This window comes from Caballeronia sp. SEWSISQ10-4 2, from assembly GCF_030464885.1.
GTDB lineage: Bacteria > Pseudomonadota > Gammaproteobacteria > Burkholderiales > Burkholderiaceae > Caballeronia.
Window position 1 is genome coordinate 135,141 of record NZ_JALPRJ010000004.1, and the last position, 17,448, is coordinate 152,588.

The 17,448-nt window shown below is 59.9% G+C and carries 15 protein-coding genes; 6 read left to right on the plus strand and 9 right to left on the minus strand.

Going from position 1 to position 17,448, the window contains the following annotated elements:
- Positions 1–524 precede the first annotated feature (524 nt).
- The gene (locus M0D69_RS04180; RefSeq protein ID WP_301780807.1) at positions 525–1,643 is read left to right on the plus strand and encodes a hypothetical protein; all 1,119 of its coding nucleotides are present in this window, start codon (positions 525–527) and stop codon (positions 1,641–1,643) included.
- A gap of 150 nt (positions 1,644–1,793) precedes the next feature.
- On the opposite strand, the gene M0D69_RS04185 is transcribed toward M0D69_RS04180, so the two are convergent.
- Genes M0D69_RS04185 through M0D69_RS04205 form a run of 5 tightly spaced genes read right to left on the minus strand, consistent with a single transcriptional unit; the run spans position 1,794 to position 6,120 of the window.
- Positions 1,794–2,177 carry a hypothetical protein gene (locus tag M0D69_RS04185; RefSeq protein WP_301780808.1) on the minus strand — a complete coding sequence of 128 codons (384 nt, stop codon included), beginning with the start codon at positions 2,175–2,177 and terminating at the stop codon, positions 1,794–1,796.
- Positions 2,178–2,183: 6 nt separating this feature from the next.
- A complete protein-coding gene (locus tag M0D69_RS04190) occupies positions 2,184–3,770 on the minus strand; it encodes a gamma-glutamyltransferase family protein (protein WP_301780809.1) in 1,587 nt (528 codons plus the stop codon).
- Positions 3,771–3,788: 18 nt separating this feature from the next.
- Positions 3,789–4,379 (minus strand): flavin reductase family protein, encoded by a 591-nt coding sequence (locus M0D69_RS04195; RefSeq protein ID WP_301780810.1) that lies wholly within the window; start codon positions 4,377–4,379, stop codon positions 3,789–3,791.
- Between the two features lie 20 nt (positions 4,380–4,399).
- Positions 4,400–5,137: a GntR family transcriptional regulator gene (locus tag M0D69_RS04200; RefSeq protein ID WP_301780811.1), complete on the minus strand. Its 738-nt coding sequence runs from the start codon at positions 5,135–5,137 to the stop codon at positions 4,400–4,402.
- The gene (locus M0D69_RS04205; protein WP_301780812.1) at positions 5,134–6,120 is read right to left on the minus strand and encodes a polysaccharide deacetylase family protein; all 987 of its coding nucleotides are present in this window, start codon (positions 6,118–6,120) and stop codon (positions 5,134–5,136) included. The genes M0D69_RS04200 and M0D69_RS04205 overlap by 4 nt, the downstream gene beginning before the upstream one ends.
- 314 nt (positions 6,121–6,434) lie before the next feature.
- Here M0D69_RS04205 and M0D69_RS04210 point away from each other — a divergent pair, with 314 nt between their 5' ends.
- The 4 genes from M0D69_RS04210 (at position 6,435) to M0D69_RS04225 (ending at position 10,769) form a co-directional block, all read left to right on the plus strand.
- Positions 6,435–7,493 carry an ABC transporter ATP-binding protein gene (locus tag M0D69_RS04210; RefSeq protein WP_301780813.1) on the plus strand — a complete coding sequence of 353 codons (1,059 nt, stop codon included), beginning with the start codon at positions 6,435–6,437 and terminating at the stop codon, positions 7,491–7,493.
- Positions 7,494–7,640: 147 nt separating this feature from the next.
- On the plus strand, positions 7,641–8,879 hold the full coding sequence (locus M0D69_RS04215; RefSeq protein ID WP_301780863.1) for a PotD/PotF family extracellular solute-binding protein: 1,239 nt from the start codon (positions 7,641–7,643) through the stop codon (positions 8,877–8,879).
- Between the two features lie 68 nt (positions 8,880–8,947).
- The gene (locus M0D69_RS04220) at positions 8,948–9,862 is read left to right on the plus strand and encodes an ABC transporter permease (RefSeq protein ID WP_301780814.1); all 915 of its coding nucleotides are present in this window, start codon (positions 8,948–8,950) and stop codon (positions 9,860–9,862) included.
- A gap of 1 nt (position 9,863) precedes the next feature.
- Entirely contained in the window at positions 9,864–10,769 is a 906-nt protein-coding gene (locus M0D69_RS04225) for an ABC transporter permease (protein ID WP_301780815.1), read from the plus strand.
- A gap of 21 nt (positions 10,770–10,790) precedes the next feature.
- Here the strand turns inward: M0D69_RS04225 and M0D69_RS04230 are convergent, their stop codons facing one another.
- The gene (locus M0D69_RS04230; RefSeq protein WP_301780816.1) at positions 10,791–12,029 is read right to left on the minus strand and encodes an alanine--glyoxylate aminotransferase family protein; all 1,239 of its coding nucleotides are present in this window, start codon (positions 12,027–12,029) and stop codon (positions 10,791–10,793) included.
- 94 nt (positions 12,030–12,123) lie between these two features.
- Complete coding sequence (locus tag M0D69_RS04235; RefSeq protein ID WP_301780817.1) at positions 12,124–12,432, minus strand: DUF2917 domain-containing protein; 309 nt, start codon at positions 12,430–12,432, stop codon at positions 12,124–12,126.
- Positions 12,433–12,584: 152 nt separating this feature from the next.
- Here M0D69_RS04235 and M0D69_RS04240 point away from each other — a divergent pair, with 152 nt between their 5' ends.
- The gene (locus tag M0D69_RS04240; protein WP_301780818.1) at positions 12,585–13,997 is read left to right on the plus strand and encodes a PLP-dependent aminotransferase family protein; all 1,413 of its coding nucleotides are present in this window, start codon (positions 12,585–12,587) and stop codon (positions 13,995–13,997) included.
- Positions 13,998–14,031: 34 nt separating this feature from the next.
- On the opposite strand, the gene M0D69_RS04245 is transcribed toward M0D69_RS04240, so the two are convergent.
- Together M0D69_RS04245 and M0D69_RS04250 are read right to left on the minus strand one after the other, a co-directional pair.
- Complete coding sequence (locus M0D69_RS04245) at positions 14,032–15,375, minus strand: AAA-associated domain-containing protein (protein ID WP_301780819.1); 1,344 nt, start codon at positions 15,373–15,375, stop codon at positions 14,032–14,034.
- A gap of 12 nt (positions 15,376–15,387) precedes the next feature.
- Positions 15,388–17,139: an ABC transporter permease subunit gene (locus M0D69_RS04250; protein ID WP_301780820.1), complete on the minus strand. Its 1,752-nt coding sequence runs from the start codon at positions 17,137–17,139 to the stop codon at positions 15,388–15,390.
- Between the last annotated feature and the right edge of the window lie 309 nt (positions 17,140–17,448).

Here is a 17,448-nt window from a genome sequence, read left to right on the forward strand (position 1 = left end):
GGCATTCCTCGCACTGCTAGAGCCCGGCTTTATATCGACCTGCGCTTGAACTTGCGCGTGCAATGCTGAGGCATATTCGAGCAACTGCTTAGCCGACCCCAACGTGCAGAGAATCCACAGCGCCAAGCATGCTCAAAGCGCCGTACCGGGTCGACGAGTAGTGTAGTTGGATGCCTCGGCGGGCGCGTTACAGCGAAGCCCGCAACGGTTACGCCTTGTTACCGGAAGCAGTTTGCTGACAACTAGTTGAGGGCTTGAACTACGAAGGCGCAATTGATGCGTGCGGAAGCGATCCTCCTGACCAAGCTTGAACACTGAGCTTTCGGAAATAGCGTCAAAACAGCATCGTGTTACAGCTGTTTACTGCTTCGGCTTCGCTAGATCCCTGCTATTCCTCGTTTGGCTTTGACTGGTGCCTCTGGAGCATTACGGCGTGTTGCAGAAAAAACTAAAAAAAGACCGCACGACTTTTACATACATTAGCATCTCGACTATTGTTGCCATTGCTTGGCTCAAGACTACTTATGCAAAAGACAACGTCAGCGAAATCCCCCATATTCCTGCACTCACTATTTCGAACCGGTAGCACGTATATCTTCGATAAATTTCGTCGTACCGATCAATTTTACTGCTATCAGGAGCCATGCAACGAAGCACTGATCGATCTGGATACTTGCCCCGACGAGTTTCTAAAATCTCCTGACTATGACAGCTGCATGCTGCGGCATCCAACACTTACTGCACCCTATTTTTATGAATTTCACTGTATCCGCGATCGTCTGAAAGGTCTGTTCAGAAGATCGTTCAGTTACGACGAATATTTCACGGGACCACGACTTCCCGATACGCAAAAGAAATATTTCGACACGTTGATCGAAGCCGCGCCAAGACGACCATTGCTGCAGTTTTGCCGCAGCGCTGGGCGCGTTGAAGCACTCAAGCATGAATTCGGCGGTATTCACATTCATCTGTGGAGAGAGCCTCGCGGGCAGTGGTGGTCTTATAAAATCTCTGACTATTTTGATGCAGCCACCCAGGCGACCTACAATGCATTTCAGTTACCTGTGGTCCTGAGAAAAATCAGAGTGCTTGCCAACATCCGCCGGTTCCGGGGACGTTCGGTCTACAGAGATGTCGGCTTTTACCGGAGCCATCCACTGCGTTCGCGAGAAAGCTATCTCGCGTTTTTCGGCATGTGGCTGTATTCGTTCATCGAGTACGAGCGGCACTCGTCCGAAACAATTTGCATCAACAAGCTCAACGACGTTGATTACCGTGCGCATGTGACGCGTGCGTTAGCGCTTGCTGGCGTTGGAAGATTGGAATTCAGCGATGCGAGGCTGGCAAACTCGATGTTTTCGGAAACGGAGACGTCCTTTTACGAAAGTATCGAGGACGAAGTCGCGCAGCTGTTCTGCGCATGTGGTTATGCACGATTGGAAGTCATGGCAGCCCTTTCCGCTGGAAGGACTGCCATGCCGCCCACTTCGGATTCGCTTGTAGACACTTTGCAAAAGGAGATTTCCCGGCTACGAGTGCTGGCATTTACGCATTGGGACTCGCCGGGGGGCTGCGAATATCGCATTTCCCCTGGGGCGTTGTCGACTTGGCGGGGCTTGGTGCGAGGCTCGTGGAATGGTTGAAAACGCCGGGGCGCGAGTGACCAGCTATGCGCAATGTTGCGCTTGACTCGCATTTCGACGATCGAACGCACGGCGCGCTTCTCGTTCTTCTCTCTTGCAAAAAGTTGGGCGGAACGCTCACGGCCGTGGGTTATCGAAGTACCGTTGCGGCTACAGCGATGCCGTCGCAGAGATACTGGGCGCAAAGAAATATTCCCCGCCCTCGAGCTGGACAAAGCTGCGCAGGTCCAATTGCAGCTTGTCCGCCGTCTTATTTGAAACGGGCGCCGAGCCGGCGAAAAATCTCAAGACGTCGGCGGACTGTCCAATGATCGGATCGATACCGCTTTCGGTTTGCGAGAAAGCGCCGTTGTTGCACCAGCTCTTCTGCACGAATTCGAACTGATCCTCGATGGACGTTACATAGCATTTGAACAGCAGTCTGCGCGTCTTGTCGCCTCCGGCGGACGTTTCGTTCAACGCCTCGCTTTCTGTCAGTTCCGGTCCGAATGCAATGCCGCGCTCACGCATCTGCTCGCCGACTGCGAGAACCACTTGCCCTTAAAGTCCCATTGCCTGACCATCGCTACGTGGGTCATGCGCCCCGTACAACGCGCCATCCGATTCAATTCGAATCACCCCTGGATGGCCGGCAAGCGGACTCTGCGCTGCGATAGCGCTCACCTCATGCCCCCGCATGGCCAGCGTTGCGAATACCTCGGCACCGGCATCCTCCTCGAGCTTCAGCGCATCGCGGGTATCAGAGAAGGTCTTGCCGAGCAGGAAACGCGGACGAGCCAGCGCGCTCAACGGGTCCATCCCATAGTCGATCAGGCGCGTCAGGACTGCCGCCAGCGTCTGCGGCTGGCCGTCTGCGCCCTGCGTGCCGAACAGCAAGTGCGGCCGGCCATCCTTCAGGTACATGCCGGGATTGAGCGTATGAAACGGGCGCTTGCCCGGCTGCAAGGCATTGTGATGCGCGGGATCGACGCTGAAGGATGCACCGCGGTTGTGCCAGAGAATCCCGGTATCGCCGGCCACGATACCGCTGCCCCAGTCGAAGTACACCGTCTGCAGCAGGCTGACGCTACGGCCTTCGCGATCCGTTGCACCGATAAATACCGTATCGCCGGGACGAAACACGTGCGGCCAGGCGCGTGCTTTGTGCAGGCTGATCGATCGTGCGTGGGCATCGAGCGTTCCAGCCGAGAGCATGTCGTCGACGGGAACGCGATTGAACTCCGGGTCCGAGACAAAGCGGTCCCGGTCCACGAATGCGCATTTCACTGCTTCCACGAGCAAGTGGTAATAGTCGGTGCTGCCCTCGGCAATAGACGACAAATCGAAGCGAGCCAGCGTGCCCATGATCTGCAGCGTGGTGACGCCTTGTGTCGGCGGTTGCAGGCTGACCAGTTCTCCGCCGCGATACGCCACGCGCAGCGGCGCTTCGTCGCGTGCGCGGGTCTTAGCGAGGTCGGCTTGTGTGAGCGGCGAGCCAGCCTGCTGCAAACCGCGTGCAATGCGTTCCGCGAGTTCACCTTCGTAGAACTCGCGCGCGCCGTAGGCCGCGATGCGTTGGAGACTGCGCGCAAGCGCCGGTTGAACGAAGCGCGCGCCAATCGCCGGTAGGTGGCCGTCCGGAGCAAACACCGCCGAAAAGCCCGGGAAAGCGTGCAATTCATCGGCGCGAAACTGCTGCCAGAAGTGTTGCGATGGCGTGACCGGAAATCCCTCCGATGCATATTCGATAGCGCGATCGAACAGCGACGACCACGCGCGTTGACCGCCCCACGATGCCTGGCTGATCGCATACGCCTGATGCCACGTGTCGACGGTGCCGGCGGTGGTCAGCGTCGAGCCGGCGCCGCGCAGAGGAATGGCGCTGGAGTATCCGGGCAGATTCTGCGCCGCCTGGCCGATGCCCGACAAGGTGCGCAGCATGCCCGTCCGGTCGCCGATGACCCAGAACGCATCGCCGCCGAGACCGGTGAAATGCGGATACGTCACGCTCAACGCCGCACCGATGGCAATGGCCGCTTCAATCGCGTTACCACCCGCGCGCAGCACCTCTAGTCCGGCGGCGCTCGCGAGCGCGTGGGGACTGGTGACCATGCCTTCGGTGGACGTGGCCAGTGTCTTGTTGTTCATCGATGCTCCGTGGAGCGGTCAGCCGAGCGTGAAGCGCTCGCGGGTGGTCACGTAGTCGCTCGCGCCGAACCGTCCGACCGGGAAATAGTGTTGAAGCCGTACGCGCCACGTTTCGGTATCGATCAACTCGTCGCGTGCATGCAGCCTGTGGACACGTCCGATAAAGATCTGCCGGCTGGTGGTCTCGAGCGTCTCCCATAGCGTGCACTCGAAAGCCACTGGCGCTTCAGCGATCCGTGGCGGCGCGACCCGGGAGCTTGCGACCGGCGTCAGCCCGACCTTCTCGAGCTCGCTGACATCGGGCGGGAGGCGTTCTCCGCAGCGATGCATTTTTTCCGCCATCGCCTCGTCGCTGAGATGCACGACGAACTCGCGGCTGCGCGCAATATTCACAGCGGTGTCCTTGAGCGAGCCATCGTCGAGACGGTTGATGCTGATCATCACGATGGGCGGTTCCTCGCCCAGCATGTTGAACATCGAGAACGGCGCGGCGTTGATCGTGCCGCTCGCGCTCAAGGTCGTGACCAGCGCGATCGGGCGCGGCACGATCAGGCTCGCCATGAGTTTGTATCGCTGATATTCGGTGATGGCTTCGAAGTCGATTTCCATGATGGCCTGTGTGAGTGCGCTTACGTCCGGATCATGCCGAGCAATTCCCCAAGGCTTTTCTCACCCTGCATGCGCGATATTTCAATGCGTTCTTCCAGTTCACGAAGATGGGCTTCCATGCGGCTGATTGCGCCAGCGGAATCGTGCGCCTCGATACAGTCGACAATCGCCGCATGTTCATCGTGTTCGCAGGGCGCATGGCCCGGCGGCTCGTACACGCCCACGATCAGCGAGCATCGCGACACGAGTTCCGTCAGGTAGCGTTGCAGGATCGAGTTGCCTGCAAGTGCCGCGATACGCAGATGAAAGTCGCTTGCAAGCCGGGCCCACGAAGGCTGATCGAAGCGATGCATCGCTTCGTGTTCATCGGCTAGCTGGCGCCGGAGTTCCTTGATGTCGCCCGCGCTTGCGCGCTGCACGGCCAGTTCCACCAGCACGCGTTCCACCGAGCGGCGTGCTTCGAAAATATCGCGTGTTTCCTCAGGCGTCGGCTCGGCGATCACCGCTCCCTTGTTCGGCCGCAATGCAACGATGCCTTCGTAGGCAAGCTTCTCCAGTACGCGCCGCACGACCGCGCGGCCCACGCCGAACAACTGGCACAACTCTGGCTCTGGAAGTTTGGTGCCGGGCGTCAGGCGATGGTTGAGCACGCCGTCGAAGATGGCCTGGTAGAGGCGGGCATCGGCGTCCTGGGTCGTGTCGCGCACGGCTTCTTTCAGGGGTTTTGCAGCGACCCTCAGTGCGGGTTTCGAGGTCATTTTTCTACTGGAAGGCGGGCTGGTTTCGGCGTGCCGGCGAGGCCCAGTCGCTCCATCTCGTCCATGTGATGGGCGATCGCGCCGGGTGTGGTCATCCACACGTCGCCGTTCGCACGGGCGGCCGCGATGTGCTGAAGCGCGCGCCGCAAATGCCGCAACCGGTACGGCTGTCCGACGAGATAAGGATGCAGCGCGATGCCCATCACGAGCGCCTGCGGATGGCGGCTTCGGTTCGCCTGTTCGAGCATTTCGTCGAACTGGTCCATGATCATGTCGGCGAAGGCGCACGCGTCGAGATGGCGGCCGACCATCATCGGCAAGTCGTTGAGTTCTTGTGGATAGGGGATGGCCCATAACGGGGCGGCGCGTGTCGCCATGCGCACCGGGCGGTCGTCGTGACACCAGTTGAGGGTATAGCCGTAACCGGTTTCCGCGAGCAGGTCGGGCGTGACACGTGACTCGGAGATCCACGGCGAGAGCCAGCCGGAAGGTGGCGTGCCAGCATGTGCCGCAATGCGTTCGCGGCAATGCAGCAGCAAGGCACGTTCGTTGTTTTCGTCGAGGTCGCTCTGGCGTCGGGCATTCGTATGGCCGTGTGCGATGAGTTCGTCGCCGCGCGCGAGACACGCGTCTATGACCTCCGGGCAGTGGTCATAGAGTGCCGTATTGATCAGCGTGCCCGACGGCATGTCGAGCTGGTCGAAGAGCTCGAGGCAGCGCCACACGCCCACGCGGTTGCCGTATTCGCGCCAGCTGTAGTTGAGCACGTCGGGCTGCGGCGAGACCGGACCAAGCGCTGCGCCGAGTCCTTCGCCGAACGCGAAGTGCTCGATGTTGAACCCGAGATAGACGGCGAGGCCGGTGTCGCCGGGCCATCGAAACGAATCGGTGTCGGTGATCGGCCGATACGGAAAGCGGCCATGCGTGGCGAGCGGACCGAACCCGGATTCCTGCGATGCACAAGCGTGGCGGTTGGTGTCCATGTGCAAAAGCCTTGAGTGACGAACATGCGGCGCAGATGAAATTGCGCGTGAACCTTTTTGGGAGATCGCGCCCCGCGGCGGACCAGCGGCGCACCTCAATCGTGCGAATTATCCGGCTTGATTGCCAACAGATCGATTTTGAATTGTGTGCAATTTACACGCCATATTGTCTACGTTCAACAGAGTTGATGGTTGGCAATCGAATTGAGAGTATGCGAACGAATTGGCATATGTCTTGCATTCGAGGCATGCAAAGACCTTCCGTTCGTCACGTGTCGCCGCTCGTTGCCGTTCTAATTCAGGAAACGCCCTGCATGAGTCAGTCCACTTCAGCCGTGCTTAAAACCGAAGCCGCCGATATCGAACTGGTGCACGTATCGAAGCAATACGGCGATGCGCTCGCTGTCGATTCAATCGACCTGCGGATTCCCGGTGGACAGTACTGCTGCCTGCTTGGACCGTCGGGCTGCGGCAAGACATCGACGCTGCGCATGATCGCCGGCCACGAATCGATCACCGACGGCGACATCCTCATCGGCCAGCGCAACGTCACGCGTGCGCAACCTGCCATGCGCGGCACCGCGATGGTCTTCCAGAGTTATGCGCTGTTCCCGCACTTGTCCGCGCTCGATAACGTCGCGTTCAGCCTGAAGATGCGCGGGGTTGCGAAGGACGCACGTCGCAAGCGGGCAGGCGAGCTGCTGGAACTCGTCGCGATGAGCGCCTTTGCCGAACGCAAGCCGTCGCAACTATCGGGCGGCCAGCAACAGCGTGTCGCGCTTGCCCGTGCGCTGCTGAACGAACCGCGTTGCCTGCTGCTTGACGAGCCCCTGTCCGCACTCGACCCGTTCCTGCGCGTGCAGATGCGTGCCGAACTCAAGCGCTGGCAGAAGGAACTGGGCATCACGTTCGTGCACGTCACGCACTCGCAGGAAGAAGCGCTGGCGCTCGCGGATATGGTCGTGGTCATGAGTCACGGGCGCATTGAGCAAAGCGGTTCGCCGCACGAGGTCTTCAATCGGCCGCGCACGGAATTCGTCGCGCGTTTCCTGGGTGGCCACAACGTGCTCGAGGCGAACGGCCGCGCGTTTACCGTGCGTGCCGATCACCTCCGGATTGCGCCGCATGGCGTCACGCCGGTTCAGGCGCCGGCCAGCGAAGCCGGCTTCAGCCGGATCGGCGGCATCCCTTGCACGGTTCGCGAAACCGAGTACCAGGGTACGCATCTGCGCATGACGCTCGCGCCGCTCGACGGTTCGCCCGACCTGGTTTCACTGCTCCCCGATAACGAATACGATCCGCAGCGCCTGGGACCCGACGCGCGTGTCGTGGTCTGGTGGAATGAGCAGGACGCGCATGCATTTGCGGCATAAGAGACCGCTTTCCGCCGCATTGAACGACGATTTCAACCAAGGGAGATTGCAATGACAGAGCGTCACGAACACCCGTCCGATCCCAGCACGAGCGAGACGCCGGCGAGCGCCGCAGACGCTGAATCCAGCCTCGGCGCGGGCAAGGGCATGTCGCGCCGCACCTTGCTCAAGGGCGCGGTCGCCGCAGCAGGTATTGCCGGGTTTCCGTACGTGCATGCGCAGGAAAAGATCACGCTTCGCTACCTGGGCACGGCGGTGAACCAGAGTTCGGACATCGCCAAGAAATTCCAGGAAGACACCGGCATCCAGATCCAGTACATCCCGGTGACCACCGACGACGTCGCCAAGCGCATCATCACGCAGCCGAATTCGTTCGATATTGTCGACACCGAGTACTTTTCGCTGAAGAAGCTGATTCCTGCTGGCACGCTGGCCGGCATGGACGCAAAGAAGATCAAGCTCGCCGACAAGATCACGCCGGTGCTTACCCGGGGCGAGGTCGACGGCAAGAAGATCGGCGACCAGGGCACGGCGCCGAAGAAGGTCATGTTCCTGACAGGCGCCCGGTCGACAGAGTTCTCGGCTACACCCACCGAATGGATGACGCTGATCCCGACGACCTACAACGCCGATACGCTCGGCATCCGTCCCGACCTGATCAAGCGTCCGATCAACAGCTGGTCCGAGTTGCTGAACCCCGAGTTCAAGGGAAAGGCCGCACTGCTGAACATTCCCGCGATCGGCATCATGGACTCGGCCATGGCGATCGAAGCGATGGGTCATGTCAAGTACGGAGACAAGGGCAACATGACCAAGGCCGAGATCGACCAGACCATCAAGATCCTGATCGAGGCGAAGCGCGCGGGCCAGTTCCGTGCGTTCTGGAAGGACTTCAATGAAAGCGTCAACCTGATGGCGTCCGGCGAGGTCGTGATCCAGTCGATGTGGTCACCTGCTGTGACCAAGGTCCGCACGATGGGCATTGCCTGCAAGTTCCAGCCGCTCAAGGAAGGTTATCGCTCGTGGGCGTCAGGCTTCGGGCTGCCGCGTTCGTTGCAGGGCCGCAAGCTCGATGCAGCCTACGAATTCATCAACTGGTTCCAGGACGGCTGGGCCGGCGCGTACCTCATGCGCCAGGGTTATTACGCGGGTGTGCTCGAGACCGCCAAGACCCATATGCAGCCGTATGAGTGGGACTACTGGATCGAAGGCAAGCCGGCCGCGCAGGACATCAAGGCGCCCGATGGCCAGTTGCTGGAAAAGGTCGGCACAGTGCGCGACGGCGGTTCGTACAACCAGCGCATGGGCGCCATCGCTTGTTGGAACGCTGTGATGGACGAGAACATCTACATGGTCCAGAAATGGAACGAGTTCATCGCGGCTTGATACGCGCAGCGTGCCTGAGGCATATCAGGCACGCCGGCCGCATCCGTTTCTTCAACAGGTAATCCGCGATGGCATCGATCGAGCTTCCCATCCAACCGCTGGACGCACCGGTCAAGCACCGGCGCGCGGCCGCATGGCTACAGGCGACGCCGCTCACGTTGACTTTCGTTCTGTTCTTCATCGTGCCGCTGGTCATCACGTTGATCGTCAGCTTCTGGGACTTCAACGAATACCAGATCATCCCCGCGTTCACGTTCAAGAATTATGCGGCGATCTTCGACGGCTGTTCCTCGATGACCGATGTCTGCGTGACCTTCAAGACCTACTGGTCGACGATCAAGTTCTGCGCGATCGTCTGGGCGGTGACGTTGGTGCTCGGTTTCACGATTGCGTACTTCTTGTCGTTTCATATCCGTTCATCAGGCATGCAGACGGTCTTGTTCCTCGTCTGCACTATCCCGTTCTGGACCTCGAACGTCATTCGCATGATCTCGTGGATACCGCTGCTCGGCCGCAACGGGCTCGTGAACCAGGCACTGCTCTCGGCGCATATGATCGAGCGGCCGCTCGAATGGCTGCTCTATTCGAATTTCTCGGTTGTGCTCGCCTTCGTGCACCTCTATACGTTCTTCATGATCGTGCCGATCTTCAACGCGATGATGCGCATCGACCGGTCCTTGCTCGAAGCGGCGCGCGACGCAGGCGCGAGCGGCTGGCAGGTGATCCGCGAAGTGGTGCTGCCGTTGTCGAAGACGGGCATGGTGATCGGTTCTATCTTTGTGATCACCATCGTCATGGGTGATTTCCTGACGGTCGGCGTCATGGGCGGTCAGCAGATTGCATCGGTCGGGAAGATCATCCAGGTGCAGACCGGCTACCTTCAGTTCCCCGCCGCCGCGGCCAACGCGATCATCCTGCTGGCCGTCGTGCTGATGATCGTCTGGGGCCTCACGCGTGTAGTCGATATCCGCAAGGAGCTTTGACATGGCCGCGATTCGTCTGAAACACCGCGAACGCCGGCCAGCCAGTTTCTATTGGCTCGCGCTCGTGTTCGCGCTGTTCGTGCTGTTCCTCTACGGGCCGGTCATCACCATCTTTATTTTGTCGTTCCAGGGACCGGAAGGCGGTCTCACGTTCCCCATGCGCGGGGTATCGTTACACTGGTTCGCGGTGTTGCGGCAGGGCGTTGGCGACATCGACATCTGGGCCGCGTTCGGCCGCTCGGTGCGTCTCGCCGCAGTTGTCACCGTGTTGACGGTGCTGTTCTCGGTTGCGGCGGGACTAGCGTTTCGCAAGCGCTTTCGCGGCGATACCGCAGTGTTCTACGTGTCCGTCGCGAGTCTGATCATGCCGTCGATCATCGTGTCGCTGGGTATCGGGCTGACGTTCCGGTTGCTCGATAACGGCGTCAAGTACCTGGCAGGTGTGTGGGGTCATCAGTCGTTCGCCGACAACTATACAACGTCGATGGGCCTCTATACCTCGGCGCTCGGCGCACATCTGACCTGGACGCTGCCCTTCGGGTTACTCGTGATGTTTGCGGTATTCAATCGCTTCAACCCTGCGTACGAAGAGGCGGCTCGCGACCTGGGTGCGTCGCCATGGCAGAGCTTTCGCCATGTCGTGTTGCCGATCATCGGGCCGTCGGTGATTGGCGTCGGGATGTTCGGTTTTACGCTGTCGTGGGACGAAATCGCGCGCACGTCACAGGCTATCGGCGACCAGAACACGCTGCCGCTCGAGCTTCAGGGACTCACGACTTCCGTGACGACGCCCGTGATCTACGCGCTCGGCACAATGACCACGATGCTGTCCCTGACCGTGATGGTGGTCGGGCTGCTGACAGTGCAATGGTTGAGCCGGCGACGCTCGCGGGTGCTTGCGGGCTGACAGCCGCCAAACGCCCTCAAGTTACGCCGCCGATAACGACCGCTCGAGCGCGGCCACGCCGGCGGGAAGATCGACCGGCACGCCCAGGTCGACCATCGTCCGGCCGAGGGCATGGATGGTTCTAAAAAGATGATGCTCGCGGCATTGTTCGCCCATCTGACCGATCCGTACGATGGGTGCACCGAAGGAGCCCGCAATCTCGACGTGATGATGACGCGAGATATGAGCGCATACGTCAGTGCCGCTGAGACCTTTCGCCAACTCGATACCGACCACCGAATTCAGCCGGCTCTGTTTCGGAACGTAGAGTTTGAGCGAGAGCGCCTCAATGCCTGCCTGCAGCGCATTCGAACACCTGAGATGACGCGTGAACCGGCGCTCGAGGGTCTCCGCGCACACCAGTCGCAGCGCCTCATGGAGCGCGAGCACACCGGACACCGGCGCCGTGTAATGGTACGACGCGTTGTGCCAGAAGTTCGCTGCCAGCGACGCGTCGAGGCACCAGTGTGTAGGCGCCACCGGGCGCGTCTTGATCCGTTGCCAGGCGGTTTCGGAGAACGCGAGCAGCGAAACACCGGGAATCGATGACAGTCCTTTCTGGCCCCCGGTGATCACGGCGTCGATGCCCCACGCATCCATGGGAAGCGGCATGGTGCTCAGCGTGCAGACAGCATCGACAATCACCAGCGCACCGGCGGCACGGGCGATTGAAGAGATCGATTCGAGGCTGCGATTCCAGACGGTGTTCGACGTCTCGCCATGCACGATCGTGACAATCTCCGGGCGTAACCGGTCGATAGCCTCCGCCACTTTTTCCGTATCCGCCGCGGTGCCGTCGACCACATTCAGCGTGTCCACCTGAGCGCCGGTTCGCCTCGCCATCTCCGCCATGCGCTCGCTGAAGAACCCATTGCAGATGCAGAGGACGCGCGAGCCTTTCCAGGCAAGATTCGTGATGGCCATTTCCATGGCCGCCGATCCCGGTCCCGCAACGCCCATCACCCATTTCGATTCGGTCTGAAACACGTACCGCGCCATCGTCTTGACCTGGCCGATGACCGCGGCCATCGTCGAGCCAAGATGATTGATCACGACGCCGTTGGCTCTCGCCACGGCATCGGGAATTGGCACGGGACCGGCGCCCATCATCAGCAGAGGCTCTTCAGGAAGAATGGAAGAGAGCGGCAGGACCGTCGGGCAAGCAACGCTGGACGTATCCGGTGTGCCGGAATCTGCGGAGAAGGAATGTCGGTCGTTCATTGAGGCTCGTTGAATGGTTGCGTTGCCGGTCAGCTAAGCGAATCGTTTGCTGCTTACCCGTTGCTGTCGGATGCTGGAAGTTTACACGACGCGCTCACAGCGCCCGCGATCTGCGCTGGCCGAACCGGATCAGCAACCAGTAAAAAGCGAACCGTCGCGTGGGCGAAAATACCGGCGTCGATGCCAAAACAAAGCGGCTGTTCGATTCGGATGCGCTGATCCAGACCTTCGTGCGTGGCGCAAGCTCCAGCGTTTCGCCGGCTCGCAGCCACCAGTCTTCAGACTCGCCTTCAATAGTCAGCCACACCGTACCCCGGCAAACCGTCAGAGTGTGAGGGCGATCGATAAGCCAGCAGGCTGGCGCATCATGAGGTTCCTGCTCCAAGGTCCGGATTTCACGCATGGCGTTCTCCCATCTCCATCATGGCCGCTCACAGAGAGACGGCCTCTTGACTACATTATTTATTTAAACTTCAATCTTAGGAATGTACAGTCGAGAACAGTTGTGCCGCACTGTTCAGTGAATTTACCTGCACACTTCGAAGAGATTACGCGATGAACCTCGTCATCGATCCGCAAAACGGCGTCCCCATGACCGATCAGCTCGTGTCCGGCATCTCGAGCCTGATTCGCTCCCGGCAGCTTTTGGCCGGGGTAAAACTGCCGTCCATCCGGGCGCTCGCGGCCACTCAGCAGATCAGCCGCTTTCCGGTCATCGAGGCGTATGACCGGCTTTCGTCACTGGGTTTTATCGTGCCGAAGCATGGTTCGGGCTTCTACGTGGCGAATCACATGGGCAGCGAGAGCGGCGCTTCGGGCGGCTCGGACCCGCGTCTCGCGGAAGAAGAGTCGCACCAGATCATGCTGCAGTTCAATTATCCCGGCGAGGCCTTGAAGCTGAGTAGCGGTTTCGTGCCTGAGGTGTGGCGGGATATCGAGGGCATCACCCAGACCATGCGCCAGGTCATGCGGATGGACCCAAGCAGCGTGATCGACTATGCAATGCCGCATGGTGACGCCAATCTCAGGTATCAGATCCAGATACGCCTGGGAATGGTCGGTATTGAAGCGGACGTGTCGAACATTGTTGTGACCAACGGCGCGAGCCAAGCGCTCGATCTGATTGTCCGGTTCATGCTCAAGCCGGGCGATACCGTGTTTGTAGAAGATCCGGGGTACTACAACCTGTTCGGGTTGCTCAAGCTGCAGGGGGTCAGGATTGTGGGCGTTCCGCGGCTGGCCAATGGGCCGGATGTCGACGTCGCCGAACATCTGCTTAAAACCATCAAACCGAAACTGTTCTTCATCAACACCGTCTTCCACAACCCGACCGCTACGAACGTCGCGCCACAAGTCGCCTTCAAGTTACTGCAACTGGCGCAGCAGCATGACTTCACTATCGTTGAAGACGACATCTACGCAGACTTCCAGGCTACGCCGACTCAACGGCTTGCATCGCTGGATCAACTCGATCACGTGATCTATGTGGGGGGATTGTCGAAGACGTTGTCGTCGTCGCTGAGGATTGGTTATCTGGCGGCCAAGCGCGAGCTGATCAAGGATCTTGTCGATGTGAAGGTGCTGACTAGCCTGGGCGGTTCGCGTTTTAGCGAATGCGTCGTGGCGGCCTTGCTCGAACGCGGCACCTACCGCAAGTATCTCGAGCGGCTGCGTCGCCGGATTCGCGATACGCTCTCAACAGCAGTTTTGCGTCTTGAGGAAAACGGCTGGGAAGTCTTCGATGAACCCAGCGGCGGCAAATTCGTGTGGACCCGCGTGCCCGGTATCGAGGACTCCATGGTTCTGGTCGAGCATGCGTTGAAATTCGGCATTACGCTTGCGCCGGGCAGCTACTATCGCCCGAACGGCGAGGTGTCGCCCTGGGTCCGGATCAACACGGCGCATGCCGACGACCCCCGGGCTATTCGATTCTTCGAACACCTGGGAAAGGGCGCGGGCAAGCGATAACGTCGCGCCGCTCACCATAAGCTCCAACAAACAATCAGGACTCCACGTCTTCCAGGCTGAACAGTTCGGTCTGGTCGTTGTAGGAAAAGACTTCCCCGTAGCGCCCCCAGTTGATCACCGAGTCGAGCGTGTCTTCGGCGGCGCCGTCAGAGAGGAAATCCTCCAGCTCCTGTTCGAAGCGCACCCGGGGAGCCCGGTGTCCCGGACGCTCGTTCAACACCTTCTTGATACGCGCAGCCAGCGGCACGTGCTTCAACAGATGATCGGCGAACATCATCTTGCGTTCATGCGTACCCAGGTCGGCGAACACGTGTGCCGCCGGCGTCAGGTAAATATCCCCTTCCCGCAGCTCCGCAAACCCCAGGTGCTGCAGCATTTCCGCGATCGGGAACAGGTCATCGACTTCGAGATGCAGCGACCGGGCAATGACCGGCATATCCGCGCGTCCGTTGTAGGGCGCCACCGCGAGCGTTTCAATCAGACCGGCGAGCAGGTTGGTCGATACATGCGGCAAACGGCTGCCGAATTCGAGCGTCTGCTTGGTGGCTTCATCGGATCGCCGGGCCGTCATCTTGGCGTAGATCTCGTCGACGAGCGATCTGAACGCCGGATCGAGACGATTGCGAGGATGCTTGAACGGCACCTCGATCTCGGCGATCACCCGGCCCGGGTTCGACGACAACACCATGATCCGGTCGCACATGAATACCGCTTCTTCAATGTTATGCGTCACGATCAGCACCGACTTGATCGGCATCTTGCCGTGCGTCCAGAGATCGAGCAGGTCGGTACGCAAGTTTTCTGCAGTCAGCACGTCGAGCGCGGAGAAGGGCTCGTCCATCAGCAACAGCGTGGGGTCGACCACCAGCGCACGCGCAAAACCCACGCGCTGGCGCATCCCGCCCGACAACTCACGCGGATACGCGTTCTCGAACCCGTCGAGGCCGATCAGGTCGATGGCCGCAAGCGCACGTTCGCGTCGAGGGGCTGCACCCACTCCCTGTGCCTCCAGTCCCGCTTCCACGTTCTGCAACACGGTCAGCCACGGGAACAGCGCGAAGGTCTGGAACACCATCGCCACGCCGTCGGCGGGACCTTCAAGCGGCTTGCCTTTGTACGTGACCTCGCCGTCCGTGGGCTCGATCAACCCCGCGATGATACGCAGCAGCGTCGATTTGCCCGAGCCCGAGCGTCCAAGCAACCCGACGATCTCCCCCTGGCGCAGGGAGAGGTTCACGCCGTCGAGCACGAGCAGGTCGCCCTGGGTTTTCTTGAAGCCCCGGGAGACGTTCCGGATGTTCAGGATCTCTTCCGAAGTACGGGAGGCCGAGGTCGTCGACACGACTCGGGAAGCCACATTGAAATCTGAGTTTGGCATGGAGACAGGTCCTCAATCGACTCGAAGCTTGGCTTCGGCAAAGGTGTACATCGGGCGCCACAGCAGGCGATTGAACAGCGTGACGAACAACGACATGACGGCGATGCCCAGGATGATCTTCGGATAATCGCCTGCAGCGGTGGTTTGCGCGATGTACGAGCCGAGCCCGTGTGCTGATACCTTGGTATCGCCCCACTGCACGAACTCGGCAACGATACTTGCGTTCCACGCGCCTCCGGAAGCAGTGATCGCGCCCGTTACGTAATACGGGAAGATGCCGGGCAATATGGCCTGGCGCCACCATTGCCAGCCGCGAATCCTGAAGTTGGTCGCCACCTCGCGATAGTCGTTCGGATAAACCGTAGCGCCCGCGATGACGTTGAACAGGATGTACCACTGCGTGCCGAGCACAATGAGCGGCGACAGCCAGATATCGGGGTTCAGGTGAAAGCGAACAATCACAATCACGAAAATGGGGAATAGCAGGTTCGCCGGAAAAGCCGCCAGGAATTGCGCGACTGGCTGCACCTTCTCTGCGAGCGCGGGACGCAATCCGATCATCACACCGAGCGGAACCCAGATAAGCGATGAGATCCCGATCAGCACCACCACGCGCAGCAATGTGATCAAGCCAAGGAAAAACACGTGGCCGACTTCATCGAGAGTGACGCCGGTGCGCACATAGCTGACCACGCGCCAGACCACATAGATCGTGACCGCGATGACGATAACGCTCCAGACAATATCGCCGATGCGCGATGGTGTTCTGCGCTTCGTGATACGCAGATTCGTGCGATCGAACGAGGGCAGGCGCAGCGGTATGCGCGCGGCGGTGGCGAAGACCCAGCCGGCCGGAACGAGCAAACGGTGAATCAAATGCGTGCGCCGAATCAGGCCGAGCACCCACGACTCCGGGGCAACGCCGGAGCTGCTAGTTTCCATGCGGAACTTGTCGGCCCACGCAACGAGCGGACGAAACAGCAATTGGTCGTAGCCAAGGATCACGATGGTCATGGTGAGAATGACCCAGCCTATCGCACCCATGTTCTTCTCAGTGATGGCCTGCGCGAGATACGCACCGATCCCCGGCAGCGTGATCGTATTGTTGCCGACGGTGATGGCTTCGGATGCAACTACGAAGAACCATCCGCCCGACATGGACATCATCATGTTCCAGATGAGGCCCGGCATGGAGAAGGGCACCTCCAGCTTCCAGAATCGCTGCCATGCGGTGAGGTGAAAGCTGCGCGCGACTTCGTCCAGGTCGCGCGGCGTGGTCCGCAGCGACTGATAGAAGCTGAACGTCATGTTCCACGCCTGGCTCGTGAAGATCGCGAAGATCGCGGCGCACTCGGCACCCGCTACGCGCGTCGGAAATAACGCAATAAAGAAGGTGACCGTGAACGAGATATAACCAAGGACCGGAACCGACTGAAGGATGTCCAGGATCGGCACGAGCACCTTTGCCGCGCGGCGGCTCTTGGCCGCGAGCGTGCCGTATATCAACGTGAAAACGAGGGACGCAAACATGGCCGCGAGCATTCGCAAGGTCGTGCGCAGCGCGTATTCAGGCAGGTTCGACGGATCGAGCGAGATGACTTGCGTCTTGAGCGTGGCAATGGGCGCCATGGTTTGATGGAAACCGATGGCCGCCATCGCGATCAAGCTGATGATCAGGGGGAACGCGACGAAGTCCCATCGATTAGGCAACAGCCGCCAGGCGGACGCGTTAGCCGTGCGGTTCAGGTTGAATCCGAAGTCCATATATTCTCCGAACAGCTACGCTTGAAAACATGGCGGTACGCTTCGCGGCGCAAGCCTTGAGTGGCCGCCATGCATTGATCCGCCGATGCAAACATATGAAGGCACCGGCATTTGATTGAGCCGCGATAAATCACGAACTGTAAGCTTTAATCGTTAAGGAGTGCGGCTAAGCAATAGCGTGCACGCGGCCAGTCCGGGCACGACTATCCGGTTTATCTCGACCGCTCTGTCAGGACGGCCGACACTACTACAAAGCGTGTTTCAGGCACAACCTCGGAGGCCAAACTTATGCGTTTGCGCTCGAAAATT

What these genes read in the sequence shown, in the direction of transcription:
- M0D69_RS04180 (WP_301780807.1), top strand. Translation starts at nt 525, where the DNA reads ATGCAAAAGACAACGTCAGCGAAATCCCCCATATTCCTGCACTCACTA.
- M0D69_RS04190 (WP_301780809.1), bottom strand. Translation starts at nt 3,770, where the DNA reads ATGAACAACAAGACACTGGCCACGTCCACCGAAGGCATGGTCACCAGT.
- M0D69_RS04195 (WP_301780810.1), bottom strand. Translation starts at nt 4,379, where the DNA reads ATGGAAATCGACTTCGAAGCCATCACCGAATATCAGCGATACAAACTC.
- M0D69_RS04200 (WP_301780811.1), bottom strand. Translation starts at nt 5,137, where the DNA reads ATGACCTCGAAACCCGCACTGAGGGTCGCTGCAAAACCCCTGAAAGAA.
- M0D69_RS04205 (WP_301780812.1), bottom strand. Translation starts at nt 6,120, where the DNA reads ATGGACACCAACCGCCACGCTTGTGCATCGCAGGAATCCGGGTTCGGT.
- M0D69_RS04210 (WP_301780813.1), top strand. Translation starts at nt 6,435, where the DNA reads ATGAGTCAGTCCACTTCAGCCGTGCTTAAAACCGAAGCCGCCGATATC.
- M0D69_RS04215 (WP_301780863.1), top strand. Translation starts at nt 7,641, where the DNA reads ATGTCGCGCCGCACCTTGCTCAAGGGCGCGGTCGCCGCAGCAGGTATT.
- M0D69_RS04220 (WP_301780814.1), top strand. Translation starts at nt 8,948, where the DNA reads ATGGCATCGATCGAGCTTCCCATCCAACCGCTGGACGCACCGGTCAAG.
- M0D69_RS04225 (WP_301780815.1), top strand. Translation starts at nt 9,864, where the DNA reads ATGGCCGCGATTCGTCTGAAACACCGCGAACGCCGGCCAGCCAGTTTC.
- M0D69_RS04230 (WP_301780816.1), bottom strand. Translation starts at nt 12,029, where the DNA reads ATGAACGACCGACATTCCTTCTCCGCAGATTCCGGCACACCGGATACG.
- M0D69_RS04235 (WP_301780817.1), bottom strand. Translation starts at nt 12,432, where the DNA reads ATGCGTGAAATCCGGACCTTGGAGCAGGAACCTCATGATGCGCCAGCC.
- M0D69_RS04240 (WP_301780818.1), top strand. Translation starts at nt 12,585, where the DNA reads ATGAACCTCGTCATCGATCCGCAAAACGGCGTCCCCATGACCGATCAG.
- M0D69_RS04245 (WP_301780819.1), bottom strand. Translation starts at nt 15,375, where the DNA reads ATGCCAAACTCAGATTTCAATGTGGCTTCCCGAGTCGTGTCGACGACC.
- M0D69_RS04250 (WP_301780820.1), bottom strand. Translation starts at nt 17,139, where the DNA reads ATGGACTTCGGATTCAACCTGAACCGCACGGCTAACGCGTCCGCCTGG.